Genomic DNA, 19,702 nt, shown 5'->3' with positions numbered 1-19,702 from the left:
GAACAAAAGATGAATTTAACGAGTGATGTAAAAAACAGCCCCATTTATGAAAAAGAATTATTTTTAATTCCAAGATTTACAGTGGTTGGCTTTCCGATCCAAACTTTGCAAAAAAGCAGTTATTATTATATTGAACTTCAAATTCTAGAAGCATATAGTTATGATTTTGATATTAACAAAGAACCAAGTGAAGGATTACTTGACGATGTAACGTTTCAATATGATTTGAATTATAGTAATATTAAGCAAGCAAGTGGACAACTTGTGATATCTAAATCAATTAAGTGAGTATTTCTTACTTCTTCATATTTAGAATTACTTGAAAATAATAAACTTGGTCCATATGCTGATATTTCTTTTTTGCATATGGTTATGAAAACTTATAAGATAATTTTACCAGCAATAGCAATTAAAAAAGATAATGTAAATATTTTAAATTATAGTTTTAATTGTAAAAAACCTAGTAATTTAAAGGAAATTCGTCATATTAATAACAAATATAATTATGGATCACTTAGTTTTTATTTTAATAATAATCCACAGTATAAATTACAAATTAAACCAAAAATGTTTATTACAACAATTTTTAATTTCTAAATTAAAAATCCCATTATTTTAACGACAAATTTCTCTGATAAAGGATTTTATCATATTTTTTCTAAAACGATTATGAAGAACATGATAGTTGGTGGAAAATCAAGATTAGATGAGGTTTTTAAGTTTTCTGGTAATAATATTAATACTGCAAATATAGTGCCAATAAAAATAAAACGTTATCTAGTATCACATTTTCCAAAAGTAAAAGAGTAATATAATGATAAAGAAACAATATTACGTAAAATATTAATATTTAATAATAATTTTGATTTACAACAAAATACATCATTAAATATTAATGAAAATCTATCAAAATTTTATCAAAATAATAAAATACCAGCTTTTTTATTACGTAATAAAAAAATATTGATGAATATTATTTAGAATTTTATAGCACTATTTATAATAGCATTGTAAATAAAATAGTATTGAATGATGAAATAGGAAAAAATCAATTTGATTTACCAAGATTTGAAGATTTTCACTTTAATATAAATATTCCATTTAATTTTCAAACCTTTTTTAAATATGATATTAATTTAAAATTTATTGAAGAAAGTAGTGAACCAATTATTGGTGGTCCATATCATTCTATTTTTATTAAAAAATTAATAAGAAATAATAGTGAAAATTGAGTGGCAACTACTAATTTTAGTTTAACTTACAATGAAATATTAAAATTTTATAGTAGTGATAACTTTAGTTTTATTGATTATAAGTATTTAATTCATAGTCAAATAAAGGTATAAAATGTTTATACGTAAGTTACAAATTAGCATTTTAATTATTACTATCACTATTACATTAAGTATTATGTTATTTTTTATTATCAAAAATTTTTCAACTAATAAAAATTTAAATGAAATGGTAAAAGAATATGATGTAGAATTAGAGACCGTAGATGATAAAAAAGAAAATTTAAATCCAGAGATAGTTGTAGAAGCTATTGATATTAAAAAATTAAATGAAAGTATTACAATTATTTTAGATAAAAATAGTACTATCTTAGCAAATCAGTCACAGATTATATATAAAATACAATTTAATCAAGATTTATTTCAATACATATTTTTAAAGTTAATTATTAAAACATTTCCACAATGAAAAATTAATAATTTTATTTTTCATTTTAATATTTTAAATAATGCTGTATGAGTTGAATATAATACTAATTTAAAACTAGATTATTTAGAATGATATTTTAAAATAACAAATAAAATTTAATGCTCTATGTTATACTAAGTATAACTATTAATAAAAATGATTTAAATTAGGAGTGAATTTATGAATATTTTAAGTGAAATTCATAAAATTGTTAAAGAGGATTATCCAGAGATTAAAGAAAAAATTACACCGAAAACTAAATTTAAAGATGTAAAAATTGACTCTCTTGGATTAGTAATGATTGTTCTTAAATTAGAAAAAGAGCATCATGTAAAAATTGATGATAATAAATTACTGGATTTACAAACAAAAACGGTTCAAGATTTAATAAATGAAATTGAGAGATTAGAATCAGCAGAAAATAAAAAAAAGTAATATTATATTTTATCAGGAGATTAGTATGAATAAAAATTTTGAAAATATTATCCAAAAGTTGAAAGATAAAGACTATCGTTTAACTGATGTTCGTAAAGCAGTTATTAAAGTATTAACGCTTAAGCAACATGTTAGTATTAATGATATTATTAGTTTTTTAACAAAAGAAGGTAATGATAATATTAATATTATGAGTATTTATAATACTATTGATTTATTAATGACAGAACATATTATTCATGCTAATGTTTTTGAAGGAAAACAAATAATTTATGAACTATCAGAAAATACCGTTCATATTATTTGTAATTTTTGTAATAAAATTATTCATGCCTCTTTCGAAGATAAACAACAAATTTCACCATTACAAGAAGAAAAACTTGAAAAATTAGCAACTAAAAATAATTTTTATTTTTCACATTATAAGTTAGAAATTCATGGAATTTGTGATAAATGTGAATTAAAAATAAAAAAAATGAAATTTTAATTGAACTTAAAACTTCTTTCGCGTAAAATTGAACATGTACTATTTAAATTAAATATTTTAGGGGTGTAGTTCAATGGTAGAACATCGGCCTTCAGATCCGAGTGTTGTGGGTTCGAGTCCTGCCACCCCTGCCATTATTAAAAATCACTTTTAAATGTTTTTCATAAAAGTGAATTTTTTATTATTATAATTTTGGTAATTTATCTTTATCTAAATTAAAAGCAACAAAACTGAAGGTTCCAATTCCTGTATGAGCACAAATTACATTTGCTAAATTAATAGTTTTGACGTTTTTAATGCCATAATCTTTAACAAATTTTGTAACTTTTTCTATTTCTTTTGCCTCAGCAAAAGCATGAATAATGTAAAAAAGAGTAATACTTTCTATTTTTTTATTTTTATTAATTTCTTTAAGAGTATTTTTAATAGCTTTATCTCATGTTCTTGTTTTATCAAATTTATCAATGGTTCCGTCAAAAGATAAAATTGGAGTTATTTTTAACATAGTAGCTAAGGCTGCTGCTGATTTTGAAATTCTACCACCACGAACTAAATAATTTAAATCATAAGGTAAAATAAATGCTATATAGTTATCTCTTATTAATTTTAGTGCTTCTATAATATCATTAACATTATTTTTTTCGTTAAGTGACATTTGATATGCTTTTTTAACTAATAGTCAGTTAATAACTGAAACACCATTACTATCAAAAACAAAAACCTTATCTTTAAAATTAGATTCTTTTGATAACATAGTAGCAGTATTATATTGACCCGATAACCCCTTTGATAAAGGAATAAAAATAATCTTTTCAAATTTAGTTAAAGCATCTTCTCAAATTATACTCATTTGACCAAGTGGTGTTTGCGAAGTTTTGGCAGATTGTTTTTCATGAACTATTCTATTATAGAATTCTTTATCCTTTAGAATGTTAGGGTCATCAGTAATAGTTGTATCATCACTAAAAGTGATTAATAATGGACAAAATCCAATATTCATTTCTTTTAAATCTTTAATTGAAAATCCTGAAGAGGAATCAGCAACAATACCAATTTTTTTTTTCAATTTTCTCACCCTAACTATAATATTTTTTACTTATTTATTAAATTATAACATATATTTTTTACTTAAAAATGGACTTTCATCGTTGAAAGATATATAAAATAGTTAATATGTTGTTTTTGGAATGATTGATTCTTGTTTCTTAGAACCTGTTTAGGATCTTTTTAATAGAATTTAACTAAAACAAGAAATAATCATTTATAAATAGGTACTTAACCAATAATTTATTTTCTTTTTCATTTTTTTGTTAAAAAGATTTTATCATTTGAAAACTTATCGACTAAAAATCTATTTTTTATTATAAAATAACCATTATAATATAAATTTTATTAAAAATTAATCAAAAAAGATCCTAAACAGGTTCTTAGAGAAAAGGAAGATAAAAAGATATGTTAAATAAAACAATAAAATAAATAAAAATAATAATTTTCGAATAACTATGTTATTTAAATAATGAATTTATTAATAGTTAAAATATTAATTATTAATGGAGAACTTGGTCATATAATAAAATTAAATAAGATTATTAATTTGAATGGAGAAAATTTATGAAAAAAGAAAAAAGTCAAACAAAGATTAGTCATTTAGATAGATTAAAGTTAAAAACACCACCTAATAAAAAAGCAGCTGCGTTAAAAATACTTTGAGTAACAGCAACACAAGTATTTCGTAAAGAATTAACAACAGAAATAACTATTTCAAAGCAATTATTAGGATTAGAAAAAGAATGTTTACAATCAGTAGTATTGAATTGTATTAATAAAGATTCTAAGAAAATAATTTGAACTCAAAATATTTCTTTATCCATTGATGAACTATGTTTATCATTTGGTATGTATAAATTAAGTATTACTTTGAAAAATCTAAATAAAGAGGAATCTAATTATTCTGGTTTATTAAATACAAATGATAAATCCGAAGAAACAATAGTATATGAATTATTATTTGATGGAAAACGATTTAAAATAAATGATATTGAAAGTTCCAATATGAATTTGGCAGAAAGATTAAAATATAAAATTAATGAATTAGAAAGTAATTTAGAATGTGATAGTGATTTTGATGACATCGAAAAAAATGATATCAACGCAATTGATTTACAAACTCAATCATCAACAGTTAAATCTAAATTAAATTTACCAAACTTGTAAAAAATATTATATGGAAAAAAGATTTCAATTGAAATCTTTTTTTCTATATTTGTAAAATATTAAAAAGTTTATTGCATAATTTTAAAACTTTAGCAAAAATAAGTGTAAACTAAATAAACCTATTGTTTTTTATTTTTAAAATAATAGGTTTTTATTTAATAAAAGGGGGAATCAAAATGAGTTTACAAACAAAAACTATTATTGAAGAAGAATTAAGAAATGTAGCAGATTTAACATGATTTACTAAAAATTTTATTAGGTGTCATCAAAATTGGATGGGTTACACTTTATTGGACACTAATTACGTAGACAAGTGAACAAATTAGTTGAAAGAAAGGAACTATAATTATGGCCAATATTAATTCATATACCGATGAATTTAAAAAACAAATAGTAGCTTTATATCAAAGCGGCAAATCAGTATCTTACCTTGCTAAAGAATATAATGTTACAAGAGCAGCTACTTATAATTGAATTAAGCAATTTACTAATTCAGGTAGTTTTAAAGCTAAAGATAATCGTTCTGTTGAAGAAAATGAATTAATTAAATTAAGAAAAGAATTAAAACAATTACGAATGGAAAATGATATTTTAAAGCAAGCAGCACTAATAATAGGCAGAAAATAGAAATTATTACAAACAATAAGTTTAAATATAAAATTCGCACAATGTGTCATTTTTTAAAAATTTCTAAATCAACATATTATTTTAATTTAAAGAAAAAAGAAAATAAAATTCAAAATAATATTTATGATGAAGCTATTATTAGTGCTTTTAAAGAAAATAAATGTGTTTATGGAACAAGAAGATTAAAAGTAATATTAGAAAACCAAGAAATTTATTTATCAAGACGAAAAATTAAAGAAATTATGAATAAGCATAATTTAATATCAAAATACACTAAATTATCATTCAAAAATCATAATAACAAAGTAAATGATGAAAAAATCACTAATCTTGTGAATAAAAACTTTAATAATAGGCTTAAAAATGAAGTTATTGTCAGTGATTTAACTTATGTTCAAGTTAATGGTAAATGAAACTATATTTGCTTATTAATTGACCTATTTAACCGCGAAATTATTGGACATAGTGTAGGTACTAGAAAAGATGCCTTATTAGTACATCAAGCATTTATGCAATCAAATCGCTGTTTAAAAGATATTCAAATATTTCATAGTGATTGTGGTAATGAATTTAATAATAAAATTATTGATAAACTTTTACTAGCATTCAATATTACTCGCTCTTTAAGCAAAAAAGGTTGTCCTTATGACAATGCTGTTGCTGAAGCAACTTTTAAAACTTTCAAAACTGAATTTATTAATGATAAAAATTTTAGATCATTAATCCAATTAAAATTAGAATTATTTGATTACATCAATTGATACAACAACATAAGAATCCACAGCACTTTAAACTACTTAACTCCAGTTAATTATCAAAAACAAATGTCTACCAAAAAATAGTCCTAAAAAGTGTTGCCATTCCATGTTCAACAAATTAGACATTTACGTTATAAGCAATTTTTAAATGAAATTAAAAATAATGAAGAGCTTATAAAAAAAGAATCTAAACATACAACTATCATTAGAACACCATTTTTAGAATTTGTAAGAACCTGTTTAGAATCTTTTTAATAAAACTGAAATAAAGGAAAGAACAACCATTTGTAAACTAGTATTTAGTTTTCTTTCACAATTTTTTCATAATCTTCTGTATTTTTCTAATCAAGCAAAGCTTCGTTCTACAATTCATCTTTTTGGTAATACTACAAAAGTATGTAGTTCATTGCGTTTTATAATTTCAACATTTGCATTTATGATTGTTTTGATTTCAGAAGCAAATTTTTCACCAGTATAACCAGCATCTACTATTATTTTTTGAACTGCAGAAAGATTTTCTTTTTCATTTTCAATCATTATTATAGCGCTATTACGATCTGTTTTTTCTGCTGTGGTTATGTAAATTGCATGTGGTAAACCTTGAGAATCAACAATAATATGACGCTTTATTCCTGAAATCTTTTTACCAGCATCATAACCTTTATTTTCAGTAGTATCTGTATTTTTAACACTTTGCGAATCAATTATACAAAAACTAGTTTGTTCTTTGCGATTATTGTTGATACGAACTTTTTTAACCAATTTTTTTTAAAATTAATTGCCATACACTAGCTTCTTTACCGTTATTTTTACTTCAAATTTGAAAATAATAATATACAGTTTGTCATTTTGGAAAATTTTTTGGTAGCATTCTTCATTGACAACCACTTTTTAATACATATAAAATTGCACAAAATACTTCATATAAATCTAAACTTCTTGGTTTTGTTTTCTTTTTGCTATTTTCTAAAATTGATTTTATGTTCTCAAATTGTTCTTTGGTGACATGACTTGGATAATTTTTATGCATAATATATACCTCTGATTTTAAAATATATAATCATTTTACATTATTTTCGAAAAGATTCTAAACAGGTTCTTAGATTTTTTACCAGAACATTAATTTTAAAAAAACTGAATGTATTCTAAAAATAATTGTGTTATATAATTAACACTAATTTTGATATGAAAGGATTTTATTAATAAATTAAATATTTTTTCAAAATTAAAAATTATTAATGATGGAAAAAAATTTAATTAAATATCTAACAAAATATATTAAACCAAAACTATCAGCATATTACTTTTTAAAAATCAAGAAAAATTTATTAAAAAAGTTAAAAAATAAAACTCATTAAGTAATAAAAATAAAAAAATCCAAATAAATGAATGACTACTTAAAAACTCAAATCAATATTGAAATGTTGATGAAAATATTAATGATATAAATCAATATGTTGTGTTTTTTCTAATTATCAAAGAATATATTTTAAATTTCTAAAACCCCGATACTTTTATATCAAATCTGTTTTATTTCATAAATCATATAAAATGATTACATTATGAAAAATTTAAAGATTTAAAGAGAGGGTTATATTATGAAAAAGAAAATTATTAAAACAATCATTGCATCAACTGCATTAACTAGTGGTATTCCTGCCGAAAGTGGTACTTTAACTAAAATAGAAACTGAAACAGAAAATGAATTAGAAGAAAAAGATGAAAGAGTAAATTCTACAAAAAAAGAGTTAAAAGGCAAACTCCACCAAGTTTACAAAAAACAATGACAACAATTAATATTGGTCAAATTGAAGCGAATGATAAACAACATATTATTCAAAGATTAAGAGAAATTAATCATCCAATTTTATCTAGAGAAGATTTTTTAGAAAATATTGAATTTGAAAACATTACAAATATTAATGCAACAGTGCATGCTGGTATTAACATTTACGATCAAAATCCCGCAAGAAATATTCCAAAAAATTTAAATTTTACTATTAACTTTACACCTCAAAGATTAACATTATCAAGTATTCTTATTAGAACTGAGTTAGGAGAATTGTTAGATAATGCACCATTAACAATAATAGAGAGACTAAATTTTTTAAATCCCGATTTGCATTTACGTTATCCTAGTTTTACAAATAGACATCCTATAGGCATAAATAATTTTCAAATTTTATCAGAAAATGTTTATGATTTTCAACAGAATAATCCTCATATTGTTTTTGATAGTGATTTAAATGTAACTTTTACTATTAATGAACAAAGCGTAAGATTATCAACTTTACTTAGAAATACTAATTTAGGACAAATTAGACGTAATGATCCGAGTACTATTATGGAGAGATTATGAGAATTAAATCCTGATTTAGTTTTTCATTTCGATTTTGCGGCTGGTATAGACTTCTCTCCATTTTTAACTTCAACTACATTAATAATTCCATTATCACATATGTTTCGTCCAAACAGTATAATATTTACACAAAATTTGAATATTATTTATGATTGTGATTTTAGTGTTACTTTTACTACCCTTGAAGATATATCAAATTATAGACCAAGTAATTCGCACACCACTACAACAACAACCCCTTCACCTTCAGCAGGTAGAAGCGCTGTTTTGCCATCAACATCTGAACAATCTTTTAACATTGGAACTAGTTCTAGAAATAGAAATCAACACAGTAATCAAACTACAGACTCTAGAACAAATCAGAAACCAAAGTGTGATATTTTAAAAACACAAATTATTGATCAAAAATTATTAGATATTTATCACACCACATCTACAGAAAGTAAAAATAATGCAAGAAAAAAACTAACAGAAATTTATGGACAACATTTTACTGATGCTAGTTGAGCACAATTTGAAAAAATTGTTGAATTGCATAAATACGGAATCGTTTTTATAACACCTAATAAAAATCAATATTTATTAAAAGGTCTAGCCACTACCACAACTATGAGTATTCCACCTGCATATAAAGTTGTTAAATGAATAAGTTCTCCACAAGCTACAACAGTAGTTGAAACAGAAGAAGCAGTGTCTTTATTAGAAGTTGGTGAATAAGGAGCGATTGCTATTGGCGAAGAGGTTGTTGAAGGTGGTGCATCTGTTATGATTGAAGGAGGACCTATTGGATGAGTTGTGGGTGGAGTAATTATAGTTGGTGGAATGGCATATTTAGCGTATAATTGATCCCATGCTCAAAATGCTGATATCAATTCCCATAATCAATATAATAAAATAGAAAAATATTACGTACCTTTAGACAATAAAACTCCACAATATACAGAATCAAGCAAAATTAAATTAGGTATTAGTAATGATATGTGAATAAGATTAGCAGAAATTTATCAAGATAATAAAGATGACTATCAACTTTTTGAAAAAAAATTTTAAGTGAAATTACTAAATTTCCGCAATTTATAGGAACCTTAGCAAATAGTTTAAGTGATAGTAATTTAAAAACTTTAGTTAAAGTTATGTATAATAATTTTTCAGAAATAAACATTTTTTATATGATGACAAATCAACATGGATGAAAGATTGTAACAAATGCTGTTGGAAATTACTTAGAAATTGAACCAGAATAAAGTTAATAAATTTTTCCTATAAAAGAATTATAAAACATAATATATTAGGCTTATTTCATAATTAAAATTTTAATTTTGGAATAAGTCATAATAATATAGCTAACTAAAGTAATGTTTACTCATAAATAATGTAAAATAATAATATGTAATTTAAACAGTTTTTGAATTTAAAAGTACAATTCAGCAATAATTAAAATAGATTAGGAAGATTAAATTATGCCAAAACCATACAGTGAAGACTTACGAAGAAAAGTAATAGAAGCTTATGAAAGTAAAAATATGAAAATTAAAGAAATTTGTAAAGTGTTCAATATCACTAGAAAGACTTTATTTTTATGAAGAAAAAGAAAAAAAGAAACTGGGCATATAAAACCAATTTTGAATTATCAAAAAGGACATAGCCACAAAATAAAGGATTTAGATGAATTAAAAAATTATTTAGCAGAAAATAAAGATGTTACAGTTCAAAAAGTAATTGATAAATTTGGAAATATGACTAAAGAAACAGTTTATAACTATTTTAAAAAACTAAATTATACATATAAAAAAAACTTTTCTATATGAACAAAGAGATAAAAATAAACAAGAAGATTTTTTAAAAGAAATAGCTAAAATAATGAATGAAGATTTAGTATATATTGATGAATCTGGAATTGATGATAATGAATTTTATAAATATGGTTGATCTGAAAAAGGTAAAAGATTATTTGATAATAAACCCGCATATATAGCTAACTAAAGTAATATTTACTCATAAATAATGTAAAATAATAATATGTAATTTAAACAGTTTTTGAATTTAAAAGTACAATTCAGCAATAATTAAAATAGATTAGGAAGATTAAATTATGCCAAAACCATACAGTGAAGACTTACGAAGAAAAGTAATAGAAGCTTATGAAAGTAAAAATATGAAAATTAAAGAAATTTGTAAAGTGTTCAATATCACTAGAAAGACTTTATTTTTATGAAGAAAAAGAAAAAAAGAAACTGGGCATATAAAACCAATTTTGAATTATCAAAAAGGACATAGCCACAAAATAAAGGATTTAGATGAATTAAAAAATTATTTAGCAGAAAATAAAGATGTTACAGTTCAAAAAGTAATTGATAAATTTGGAAATATGACTAAAGAAACAGTTTATAACTATTTTAAAAAACTAAATTATACATATAAAAAAAACTTTTCTATATGAACAAAGAGATAAAAATAAACAAGAAGATTTTTTAAAAGAAATAGCTAAAATAATGAATGAAGATTTAGTATATATTGATGAATCTGGAATTGATGATAATGAATTTTATAAATATGGTTGATCTGAAAAAGGTAAAAGATTATTTGATAATAAACCCGCATATAAAATAAAGAGAATGAGTATAATTGGTTCACTAAATAAAGGTAAATTAAAAGCCTTATGAGCATTTGAAGGACATTGCAATAGTAAAATTTTTGAATCATATAGCTAACTAAAGTAATATTTACTCATAAATAATGTAAAATAATAATATGTAATTTAAACAGTTTTTGAATTTAAAAGTACAATTCAGCAATAATTAAAATAGATTAGGAAGATTAAATTATGTCAAAACCATACAGTGAAGACTTACGAAGAAAAGTAATAGAAGCTTATGAAAGTAAAAATATGAAAATTAAAGAAATTTGTAAAGTGTTCAATATCACTAGAAAGACTTTATTTTTATGAAGAAAAAGAAAAAAAGAAACTGGGCATATAAAACCAATTTTGAATTATCAAAAAGGACATAGCCACAAAATAAAGGATTTAGATGAATTAAAAAATTATTTAGCAGAAAATAAAGATGTTACAGTTCAAAAAGTAATTGATAAATTTGGAAATATGACTAAAGAAACAGTTTATAACTATTTTAAAAAACTAAATTATACATATAAAAAAAACTTTTCTATATGAACAAAGAGATAAAAATAAACAAGAAGATTTTTTAAAAGAAATAGCTAAAATAATGAATGAAGATTTAGTATATATTGATGAATCTGGAATTGATGATAATGAATTTATAAATATGGTTGATCTGAAAAAGGTAAAAGATTATTTGATAATAAACCCGCATATAAAATAAAGAGAATGAGTATAATTGGTTCACTAAATAAAGGTAAATTAAAAGCCTTATGAGCATTTGAAGGACATTGCAATAGTAAAATTTTTGAATCATATGTTAAAAATAAACTAATTCCAGTATTAAAGCGTGGACAAATTATAGTTTTAGATAATGCAACGTTTCATAAATCTAAATTAACACAACAATTAATTGAAAATGCTGGATGCAAACTATTATTTCTTCCGCCATATTCTCCTAATTTAAATCCAATTGAACATTTTTGATTTGCTATAAAACATAATATAAGAAAAATATTACCAAATTATTGACCAAATATTAAAAAAGCGATTGATTTTGTTTTTCAAGATATGAGTAAACATTACTTTAGTTAGCTATATGTTAAAAATAAACTAATTCCAGTATTAAAGCGTGGACAAATTATAGTTTTAGATAATGCAACGTTTCATAAATCTAAATTAACACAACAATTAATTGAAAATGCTGGATGCAAACTATTATTTCTTCCGCCATATTCTCCTAATTTAAATCCAATTGAACATTTTTGATTTGCTATAAAACATAATATAAGAAAAATATTACCAAATTATTGACCAAATATTAAAAAAGCGATTGATTTTGTTTTTCAAGATATGAGTAAACATTAATTTAGTTAACTATAAAATAAAGAGAATGAGTATAATTGGTTCACTAAATAAAGGTAAATTAAAAGCCTTATGAGCATTTGAAGGACATTGCAATAGTAAAATTTTTGAATCATATGTTAAAAATAAACTAATTCCAGTATTAAAGCGTGGACAAATTATAGTTTTAGATAATGCAACGTTTCATAAATCTAAATTAACACAACAATTAATTGAAAATGCTGGATGCAAACTATTATTTCTTCCGCCATATTCTCCTAATTTAAATCCAATTGAACATTTTTGATTTGCTATAAAACATAATATAAGAAAAATATTACCAAATTATTGACCAAATATTAAAAAAGCGATTGATTTTGTTTTTCAAGATATGAGTAAACATTAATTTAGTTAACTATAATTATGAAATTTTTTTATTTTTAGTAAAATTAAGTGTAAAATTAATAATATTATAAAGAAGTGGAAGTGACAAAATGAGTCAAAACATTATTTTTGCTTTTGAAATTATTGCCTTAATTATCGCTATATTATTAGTAATTTTAGGTTTATTACAAGGTAAAAAAAATCATAATGGACTTGGTGCTTTAAGTGGGGGTAATCAAGAATTATTTGCCAGTACTAAAGAACGTGGTTGAAGTAAGTTATTTTCTATTGCCACTTTAGTATTAGGTATATCGTTATTTACTATGGCAATAATAGTAAGAATTCTTATTAATACTATTGGAGTTATAAATTAATGATAATTATTTTATAAAAAGGCACACTAAAATGTGCCTTTTTATAAATTTTAAAAGATAGATTATAATTAATTATATAATTAGGATAAAGTTGGGATTGATTGAAATGAAGCAAGAGATTATTAATGAGTTACAAAATAGTATTACACCTTTATCAACGGTTGATTTAACAGTGAAACTTAATATTACTAATCATCATCAACAGCAAGAACTTATTGCTGATTTAGAAGAATTGAAAAATAGTGAAATTATTTTGGAAAATAAAGAACAACAATTTTATATGCTAAAAAATAATAATTTATTTATTGGCAAAATTCAAATTACTAAAAAAGGATTTGGATTTGTTAAATTATTAAATAGTGAAGAAGAATATTACGTTAATATAAAAAACATAAATAATGCGTTAAATAATGATGAAGTATTATGTAAGTTAGTAAAAATTAATAATCAGAATGATGAGGCTGTAGTATTAAAAATTATTAAACGTGATACTAATCTTCTTGTTGGTACTGTTATTGTTAATGCAGATACGAAAGTAAAAACATTATTAATTCAAAATGCAAAGTTACAACAGTATGAAGTTAATATTTTAAACCCCGATAAAGCGTTAGAAAATAATATTGTTGTTGCAAAAATTAAAAATTTTGAACAAAATATTTTTAATGTTACTATTACTAAAATCTTGGGTAATATTAACGATCCTGGTGTTGATATTTTAGTTGTTATTTATGAAATTGGTATTAAAGCACAATTTGATGTTGAAACATTAGCAGCAACAGATAAGGTGCCATTAACAGTTTTAGAATCAGATAAAATTGGTCGTATTGATTTGACTAAAGAGTTATTAGTTACAATTGATGGTAAAGATGCTAAAGATTTTGATGATGCTATTTGTGTTACTAAACTAGTTAATGGTAATTATCGTTTAATTGTAGCTATTGCTGATGTTAGTCATTATGTAACAGAAAATAGTCCTTTAGATGAAGAAGCATTTACTCGTGGTACATCTGTTTACTTAGCAGATCGTGTTATTCCTATGTTACCAACGCAGTTATCAAATGGTATTTGTTCTTTAAATGAACAAGTAGAACGTTTATGTATGGTTTGTGATATGGAAATTGATAAGAATGGTTTAACAGTAAAATATAAAATTTATCAGGCATTTATGAAATCAGCAAGAAGAATGAATTATGACGAAGTAAATGATGGATATAATGGTAAAAATCCAAATTTTATTAAAACACATCCACAAATTTGAGAAATGTTACTAAAAGCAAAAGAATTGCACCAAATTTTATGAAAGTTTAAACAAGATGCTGGAGTAATTGATTTTGAAATTAATGAAGCAAAAACAATTATTAACGATAATGGAGAAGTAACTGATATTATTTTAAGAACTCGTGATATCGCTGAAAAATTAATTGAAAGTTTTATGATTAGAGCTAATGAAGTAGTTGCTAAAACTGTATTTGATATGAAATTACCTTTTATTTATCGTGTTCATGAACATCCTCGTTCTAAAAAAATGCATCAAATGGTTACAATTCTGAAATTAATGGGTATTAAATTAAATCCAAAAATCACAAATATTAGTTCAAAAGATTTACAATTATTATTAAATTCTTTAAAACAATTACCAACATTTCAAGTTTTATCAACTTTATTATTAAGAAGTATGGAAAAAGCACAGTATACTAATAAATGTATTGGCCATTTTGGACTTGCTAGTGATTATTATACACATTTTACTTCGCCAATTAGACGTTATCCCGATTTAATAGTTCATCGTTTATTGCGTCAATATATAGTTAAAAGAGAAATAAATGCTAAAATAATTGAGAAATATCAAAGTTTTAGTAATTGAGCTGCTGAGCAATCTAGTAATATGGAATTAAAAGCATTAGAGTGTGAACGAGCTGTAGATCAAATGAAAAAAGCAGAATACATGATGCAATTTATTGGTCATAAATTTGAAGGTATAATTTCTAGTGTAACTGGTTTTGGATTATTTGTTGAGTTAGATAATACAATTGAGGGTTTAATTAGAATTGCAGACATGACTGATGATTATTATATTTTTAATGAAAAAGCAATGATTTTGTTTGGTGAAAGAAAACGAAAACAGTATGCTCTTGGTCAAAAGATCAGTGTTCTTGTAAAAAGTGCAAATAAAGTTGCTAGAACTATTGATTTTATTTTAGAAGAAAATGGTCAGCAAAATAAAAACCGTGATAAAAATAATAATAATCAATCATCAAAAATGTATAAAGCAAATAATTTTAAATATAGAAAAAAGATAAAACTAAATGGTAAAGTTAAAAAAAATAAAAGTGAAAAGAAAAATGGAGTAAAAAAATGAAAATACAAGGGCAAAAAAGATTAATTCAACAAAGCAATCTTAACATTGAATGCTATTATTATAATTATTTTAAATCGCCAGGCTTAAAACAATATCCGGATTTATTGTGAGTTAATGAAGATTATAACTTAATTAAGCAAGTAAATATTGAACAAGATATTGTAATAAGATTAGCAACTAATTTATTTGAAGTTGGTCAAAAATTTAATTTGTTTGAAAATTTAGATTATTTTATTATGATGCCAAAAAAACCTACTTCAGTTAGTAGTTTAGAATTAGTAATAATTGAATTAGTTAAAATTATTAAAAAAAAATTAAATTATAAAATATTATTTATTAATAATATTTTCCAAGTTGATAACTATCGTAAATTTTGAGAAAATAAATTAAAAGTTAGCGAAAGACAAATGGAAATTACTAATAAGATTCATTTATTACCTAAATATATTAATTTTTTTAATAAAAAAAACATTATTATTATTGATGATATAGTTGCCTCAGGGATTTCTATTGCCCAAACTATTTTAGAAATTATCAATAATAACAATGATTTTAAAATTAAAGCTTTGTGTTATGGTTCAGTTTATAATTGAGAAGAAATTTATATAGCTAACTAAAGTAATATTTACTCATAAATAATGTAAAATAATAATATGTAATTTAAACAGTTTTTGAATTTAAAAGTACAATTCAGCAATAATTAAAATAGATTAGGAAGATTAAATTATGCCAAAACCATACAGTGAAGACTTACGAAGAAAAGTAATAGAAGCTTATGAAAGTAAAAATATGAAAATTAAAGAAATTTGTAAAGTGTTCAATATCACTAGAAAGACTTTATTTTTATCAAGAAAAAGAAAAAAAGAAACTGGGCATATAAAACCAATTTTGAATTATCAAAAAGGACATAGCCACAAAATAAAGGATTTAGATGAATTAAAAAATTATTTAGCAGAAAATAAAGATGTTACAGTTCAAAAAGTAATTGATAAATTTGGAAATATGACTAAAGAAACAGTTTATAACTATTTTAAAAAACTAAATTATACATATAAAAAAAACTTTTCTATATGAACAAAGAGATAAAAATAAACAAGAAGATTTTTTAAAAGAAATAGCTAAAATAATGAATGAAGATTTAGTATATATTGATGAATCTGGAATTGATGATAATGAATTTTATAAATATGGTTGATCTGAAAAAGGTAAAAGATTATTTGATAATAAACCCGCATATAAAATAAAGAGAATGAGTATAATTGGTTCACTAAATAAAGGTAAATTAAAAGCCTTATGAGCATTTGAAGGACATTGCAATAGTAAAATTTTTGAATCATATGTTAAAAATAAACTAATTCCAGTATTAAAGCGTGGACAAATTATAGTTTTAGATAATGCAACGTTTCATAAATCTAAATTAACACAACAATTAATTGAAAATGCTGGATGCAAACTATTATTTCTTCCGCCATATTCTCCTAATTTAAATCCAATTGAACATTTTTGATTTGCTATAAAACATAATATAAGAAAAATATTACCAAATTATTGACCAAATATTAAAAAAGCGATTGATTTTGTTTTTCAAGATATGAGTAAACATTACTTTAGTTAGCTATAAATAGTTAAAAGAGTTTCCTAATTTTTCTCTTTTTTTCTTCTAATGAGTCTGATTCAGATATATTATAAGAATCTTCAATATTATTTATAAATGCATAATTAATTTCAGCATTAATTTGATTTTTAGCAATAAGTTTTAAGATAAAATCAGCAGTATCTGCTTCTAAAGCAAATGTGTAAATTTCAAATTCATCTTCATTAATAATTTCCGTTTTAGTAGAAATTTTTAAAATATGATTTTGTTCATCAATAATAATTTTACAAACCTCAAGTTTTTTACCAGTTAAAATCTTATAAATAATTACTTTATCATTATTATTTTTATCAAAACCCAAATCGCCTTGATAAAATTGACTATTTTTTACTGCTGTTGCTTTAGTATTTAACTCTCCTGCCATGTCCTTAGACTCCTTTCAGTTATTTATTAATATATAAAATTAACAAAAACCCGTAAAACAAATATAAAATCTATTTCTTGGGTCGCTATACAACAAATATTAATTTTATGTTTAATTTTACATTAATCATTGCTAGAAAAACTATTGATTAATCTAACCTTCATTAGATTATAGCATGTTCTTAATAAAAAACAAATTTAAGTAAGTATTTCAGTATTTATGAAATTATTATTATATAATCTAATTATAAAGTTTATGAAAATAATGGTGGAAACAATGAAAATAATTGCAAAAAATAAAAAAGCGTACTTTAATTATGAATTATTAGAAAAATTAGAAGTGGGAATTGTTTTGACTGGTTCTGAAATTAAATCAATTCGTTTAGGTAATGTATCTTTACAGGATAGTTATGTAACTTTTAGTAATAATGAAGCTTATATTATTAATATGAACATTAATACTTATAAATTTACTACTAGTTATATACTTGATCCATTAAGAAAAAGAAAATTACTTTTAAATGCTCGTGAAATTAAAAAAATTCAACAAGAACAAAAGCAAAAAAACTTAACTGTTGTTCCAACAATGATATATTTAAATAGTAAAAGTAGAGCAAAGTTAGAAATAGCATTGGCTCGTGGTAAAAAAAATTATGATAAAAGAGAGACCATTAAAAATCGTGATGCAGTAAGACAAATCAAAAAATAATAATTTAATTAAGAAAGGAAAAAACTATGATAATATGATTACCTTTCTTAATAATCTTTTGTTTATTTACAAGTTTTTATTTATTTTTTCTTTTTAAGCAAAAGATAAATAAGTGACAATGATTATTTATTAGTTATTATTTTTTTCTTTATCTTGGTATTAATAGTTTAAAAGTTATTAATAATTTTTTAGTTTTATCATTAACTAATTTAGTAACTGAATCAATTAGTATTACAGTAATTATTTCGCTTACTGTAATTATTTTTCCTATACCAGCTACTTTTTTTACTGCAAAATTTAAAAAAAGAAAGTTGTATATTTGATGAATGCATAGTTGACTTTTGGTTACTTGCTGTTTAGTTTTAATTGTACCAAATTTATGATCTTTGATTTTGTTAAATATTGCGTTAGGAATGAGTACTGCATCATTAGGAGTTCATGAATTAATGTTCAATGAACAATATTTTGTAAAATCACATGCTTTTTTAACTTTTACTATACTTATTGTTCCAGGATTATTGGCAAGTTTAATTATTATACCAATTAATATGCTTACGTTTAATATTTCAACTATTACAATTTCAAAAATCAGTTATTTTATTATTGCTGCTTTGTGTTTTTTCATTTTAACTTTTTTCATGTCTTTTCTTTTACGAGAAGATCCAAAAAATATGGGTATGCACGATGAAATAGTTTTAAAAAAAATTAAAACTTTTTCTCAATGAAAAATAATAATTTTAATTATGTTTGGATTAACTATTTATTTAATTTATTATTTAATGAATTCTCAATTTTTTAATTATAGAATAAGTAATATTGATCAAAGATGGCATGTTTATAAAACTTTATTTACTACTTTGCCACAAGTAATTGGTGTTTTTTTATTGGGATGATGATTATATTATTTTTTCAGTGCTAATATTGCTTTATATTTTGGTTTTGGGATTTATATAGTAAGTATTATGATTAGTTTAGTAACTAATAATATTTACGCAGTTTTGATTTCACAAATTTTATCCAATATTGCTTTTGGTATTTGTAGTTTTGTTGTATATAGTTTGGTTTTAGATTGAAATTATCGACAATTAATGCCTATCACAGGAATTTATGCATCATGTATAGCTATTTTAACTTGTAGTGTTGATTTACTCGATAGTTTTATTAATTATAATTTAATTACTTTAAATAACGAAATAATGTTTTATATTGGTAATAGTATTGCGTTATTAACTGTTATTAGTTTAATATTTATTATGTTATTTTCTTCAAATTATTGAGTGACAGAAAAGCATAATGTTTTAATGACAAAATAAGTTT

The 19,702-nt window shown here is 22.8% G+C and carries 31 protein-coding genes and 1 tRNA gene; 29 read left to right on the top strand and 3 right to left on the bottom strand.

All coding sequences use genetic code 4. The features are described 5' to 3' along the window. Window positions 1–9 precede the first annotated feature (9 nt). The 7 genes from ACQH26_RS02920 (at window position 10) to ACQH26_RS02890 (ending at window position 2,757) form a co-directional block, all read left to right on the top strand. On the top strand, window positions 10–597 hold the full coding sequence (locus ACQH26_RS02920) for a hypothetical protein (RefSeq protein ID WP_425382792.1): 588 nt from the start codon (window positions 10–12) through the stop codon (window positions 595–597). A gap of 81 nt (window positions 598–678) precedes the next feature. Further along, window positions 679–810: a hypothetical protein gene (locus ACQH26_RS02915; RefSeq protein ID WP_425382791.1), complete on the top strand. Its 132-nt coding sequence runs from the start codon at window positions 679–681 to the stop codon at window positions 808–810. A 215-nt stretch (window positions 811–1,025) separates the two neighbouring features. Further along, a complete protein-coding gene (locus ACQH26_RS02910; RefSeq protein ID WP_425382790.1) occupies window positions 1,026–1,346 on the top strand; it encodes a hypothetical protein in 321 nt (106 codons plus the stop codon). 115 nt (window positions 1,347–1,461) lie between these two features. Then, a complete protein-coding gene (locus ACQH26_RS02905; RefSeq protein WP_342273029.1) occupies window positions 1,462–1,821 on the top strand; it encodes a hypothetical protein in 360 nt (119 codons plus the stop codon). Between the two features lie 60 nt (window positions 1,822–1,881). Further along, window positions 1,882–2,136 carry an acyl carrier protein gene (locus tag ACQH26_RS02900; RefSeq protein ID WP_425382789.1) on the top strand — a complete coding sequence of 85 codons (255 nt, stop codon included), beginning with the start codon at window positions 1,882–1,884 and terminating at the stop codon, window positions 2,134–2,136. Window positions 2,137–2,161: 25 nt separating this feature from the next. Beyond that, entirely contained in the window at window positions 2,162–2,623 is a 462-nt protein-coding gene (locus tag ACQH26_RS02895; protein ID WP_252319930.1) for a Fur family transcriptional regulator, read from the top strand. Between the two features lie 59 nt (window positions 2,624–2,682). Then, window positions 2,683–2,757: transfer RNA gene (locus ACQH26_RS02890), tRNA-Trp, on the top strand. A 50-nt stretch (window positions 2,758–2,807) separates the two neighbouring features. Here ACQH26_RS02890 and ACQH26_RS02885 read toward each other — a convergent pair. Then, a complete protein-coding gene (locus tag ACQH26_RS02885; protein ID WP_425382788.1) occupies window positions 2,808–3,689 on the bottom strand; it encodes a DegV family protein in 882 nt (293 codons plus the stop codon). 545 nt (window positions 3,690–4,234) lie between these two features. On the opposite strand from ACQH26_RS02885, the gene ACQH26_RS02880 reads away from it, so the two are divergent. The 4 genes from ACQH26_RS02880 (at window position 4,235) to ACQH26_RS02865 (ending at window position 6,477) form a co-directional block, all read left to right on the top strand. Next, on the top strand, window positions 4,235–4,837 hold the full coding sequence (locus ACQH26_RS02880; RefSeq protein WP_425382712.1) for a hypothetical protein: 603 nt from the start codon (window positions 4,235–4,237) through the stop codon (window positions 4,835–4,837). Between the two features lie 176 nt (window positions 4,838–5,013). Further along, a complete protein-coding gene (locus ACQH26_RS02875; RefSeq protein WP_425382711.1) occupies window positions 5,014–5,163 on the top strand; it encodes a hypothetical protein in 150 nt (49 codons plus the stop codon). Between the two features lie 22 nt (window positions 5,164–5,185). Beyond that, window positions 5,186–6,306 (top strand): IS3 family transposase gene (locus ACQH26_RS02870; protein WP_425381874.1). Its coding sequence is split into 2 segments (ribosomal slippage): window positions 5,186–5,456 and window positions 5,456–6,306, totalling 1,122 coding nucleotides; the frame shifts between segments, so codons are not numbered across the junction. A 9-nt stretch (window positions 6,307–6,315) separates the two neighbouring features. Further along, window positions 6,316–6,477 (top strand): hypothetical protein, encoded by a 162-nt coding sequence (locus tag ACQH26_RS02865; protein WP_425382710.1) that lies wholly within the window; start codon window positions 6,316–6,318, stop codon window positions 6,475–6,477. On the opposite strand, the gene ACQH26_RS02860 is transcribed toward ACQH26_RS02865, so the two are convergent. Continuing rightward, window positions 6,463–7,252 (bottom strand): IS5 family transposase gene (locus ACQH26_RS02860; protein WP_425382012.1). Its coding sequence is split into 2 segments (ribosomal slippage): window positions 6,463–6,990 and window positions 6,992–7,252, totalling 789 coding nucleotides; the frame shifts between segments, so codons are not numbered across the junction. The two genes, ACQH26_RS02865 and ACQH26_RS02860, sit on opposite strands and share 15 nt — an antisense overlap. A 568-nt stretch (window positions 7,253–7,820) precedes the next feature. On the opposite strand from ACQH26_RS02860, the gene ACQH26_RS02855 reads away from it, so the two are divergent. The 16 genes from ACQH26_RS02855 to ACQH26_RS02780 all read left to right on the top strand — a co-directional run bounded on the left by ACQH26_RS02855 (window position 7,821) and on the right by ACQH26_RS02780 (window position 17,274). Beyond that, window positions 7,821–8,069 (top strand): hypothetical protein, encoded by a 249-nt coding sequence (locus ACQH26_RS02855; RefSeq protein WP_425382787.1) that lies wholly within the window; start codon window positions 7,821–7,823, stop codon window positions 8,067–8,069. Next, entirely contained in the window at window positions 8,006–9,298 is a 1,293-nt protein-coding gene (locus ACQH26_RS02850) for a hypothetical protein (protein ID WP_425382786.1), read from the top strand. The genes ACQH26_RS02855 and ACQH26_RS02850 overlap by 64 nt, the downstream gene beginning before the upstream one ends. Window positions 9,299–9,346: 48 nt before the next feature. Further along, window positions 9,347–9,631, top strand: coding sequence for a hypothetical protein (locus tag ACQH26_RS02845; protein WP_425382785.1), 285 nt, complete (start codon window positions 9,347–9,349; stop codon window positions 9,629–9,631). A gap of 410 nt (window positions 9,632–10,041) precedes the next feature. After that, window positions 10,042–10,401 (top strand): helix-turn-helix domain-containing protein, encoded by a 360-nt coding sequence (locus tag ACQH26_RS02840; protein WP_425381863.1) that lies wholly within the window; start codon window positions 10,042–10,044, stop codon window positions 10,399–10,401. Between the two features lie 40 nt (window positions 10,402–10,441). Further along, the gene (locus ACQH26_RS02835; protein ID WP_425381957.1) at window positions 10,442–10,564 is read left to right on the top strand and encodes a hypothetical protein; all 123 of its coding nucleotides are present in this window, start codon (window positions 10,442–10,444) and stop codon (window positions 10,562–10,564) included. 109 nt (window positions 10,565–10,673) lie between these two features. After that, a complete protein-coding gene (locus tag ACQH26_RS02830; protein ID WP_425381863.1) occupies window positions 10,674–11,033 on the top strand; it encodes a helix-turn-helix domain-containing protein in 360 nt (119 codons plus the stop codon). A gap of 40 nt (window positions 11,034–11,073) precedes the next feature. Continuing rightward, window positions 11,074–11,292 carry a transposase gene (locus ACQH26_RS02825; protein WP_425382155.1) on the top strand — a complete coding sequence of 73 codons (219 nt, stop codon included), beginning with the start codon at window positions 11,074–11,076 and terminating at the stop codon, window positions 11,290–11,292. A 113-nt stretch (window positions 11,293–11,405) separates the two neighbouring features. Next, window positions 11,406–11,765, top strand: a complete 360-nt coding sequence (locus ACQH26_RS02820; RefSeq protein WP_425382360.1) for a helix-turn-helix domain-containing protein — start codon at window positions 11,406–11,408, stop codon at window positions 11,763–11,765. A 162-nt stretch (window positions 11,766–11,927) separates the two neighbouring features. Beyond that, on the top strand, window positions 11,928–12,293 hold the full coding sequence (locus ACQH26_RS02815; RefSeq protein WP_425382104.1) for a transposase: 366 nt from the start codon (window positions 11,928–11,930) through the stop codon (window positions 12,291–12,293). A 21-nt stretch (window positions 12,294–12,314) separates the two neighbouring features. Next, window positions 12,315–12,566: a transposase gene (locus tag ACQH26_RS02810; RefSeq protein WP_425383067.1), complete on the top strand. Its 252-nt coding sequence runs from the start codon at window positions 12,315–12,317 to the stop codon at window positions 12,564–12,566. Beyond that, the gene (locus ACQH26_RS02805; protein ID WP_425382784.1) at window positions 12,538–12,948 is read left to right on the top strand and encodes a transposase; all 411 of its coding nucleotides are present in this window, start codon (window positions 12,538–12,540) and stop codon (window positions 12,946–12,948) included. The genes ACQH26_RS02810 and ACQH26_RS02805 overlap by 29 nt, the downstream gene beginning before the upstream one ends. 88 nt (window positions 12,949–13,036) lie before the next feature. Further along, on the top strand, window positions 13,037–13,300 hold the full coding sequence (gene secG / locus ACQH26_RS02800) for a preprotein translocase subunit SecG (RefSeq protein WP_174480339.1): 264 nt from the start codon (window positions 13,037–13,039) through the stop codon (window positions 13,298–13,300). A gap of 106 nt (window positions 13,301–13,406) precedes the next feature. Then, on the top strand, window positions 13,407–15,683 hold the full coding sequence (gene rnr, locus ACQH26_RS02795; RefSeq protein WP_425382783.1) for a ribonuclease R: 2,277 nt from the start codon (window positions 13,407–13,409) through the stop codon (window positions 15,681–15,683). An 80-nt stretch (window positions 15,684–15,763) separates the two neighbouring features. Continuing rightward, a complete protein-coding gene (locus ACQH26_RS02790; protein ID WP_425382782.1) occupies window positions 15,764–16,276 on the top strand; it encodes a hypothetical protein in 513 nt (170 codons plus the stop codon). A 109-nt stretch (window positions 16,277–16,385) separates the two neighbouring features. Next, a complete protein-coding gene (locus tag ACQH26_RS02785; protein WP_425382781.1) occupies window positions 16,386–16,745 on the top strand; it encodes an IS630 transposase-related protein in 360 nt (119 codons plus the stop codon). A gap of 40 nt (window positions 16,746–16,785) precedes the next feature. Further along, on the top strand, window positions 16,786–17,274 hold the full coding sequence (locus ACQH26_RS02780; RefSeq protein ID WP_425381862.1) for an IS630 family transposase: 489 nt from the start codon (window positions 16,786–16,788) through the stop codon (window positions 17,272–17,274). A 10-nt stretch (window positions 17,275–17,284) separates the two neighbouring features. Here ACQH26_RS02780 and ACQH26_RS02775 read toward each other — a convergent pair whose 3' ends face one another. Continuing rightward, window positions 17,285–17,677, bottom strand: coding sequence for a hypothetical protein (locus ACQH26_RS02775; RefSeq protein ID WP_425382780.1), 393 nt, complete (start codon window positions 17,675–17,677; stop codon window positions 17,285–17,287). A gap of 276 nt (window positions 17,678–17,953) precedes the next feature. Between ACQH26_RS02775 and smpB the strand changes: the two genes are divergently transcribed. Both smpB and ACQH26_RS02765 read left to right on the top strand, forming a co-directional pair. Then, entirely contained in the window at window positions 17,954–18,385 is a 432-nt protein-coding gene (smpB, locus tag ACQH26_RS02770) for an SsrA-binding protein (RefSeq protein WP_338961046.1), read from the top strand. Window positions 18,386–18,798: 413 nt separating this feature from the next. Next, complete coding sequence (locus tag ACQH26_RS02765) at window positions 18,799–19,698, top strand: hypothetical protein (RefSeq protein WP_425382779.1); 900 nt, start codon at window positions 18,799–18,801, stop codon at window positions 19,696–19,698. Window positions 19,699–19,702: the final 4 nt, after the last annotated feature.

The organism is Spiroplasma endosymbiont of Melieria omissa, assembly GCF_964031175.1.
GTDB classification, from domain to species: domain Bacteria; phylum Bacillota_I; class Bacilli_A; order Mycoplasmatales; family VBWQ01; genus Spiroplasma_E; species Spiroplasma_E ixodetis_A.
This window is presented reverse-complemented; position numbering and strand designations above follow the sequence as displayed.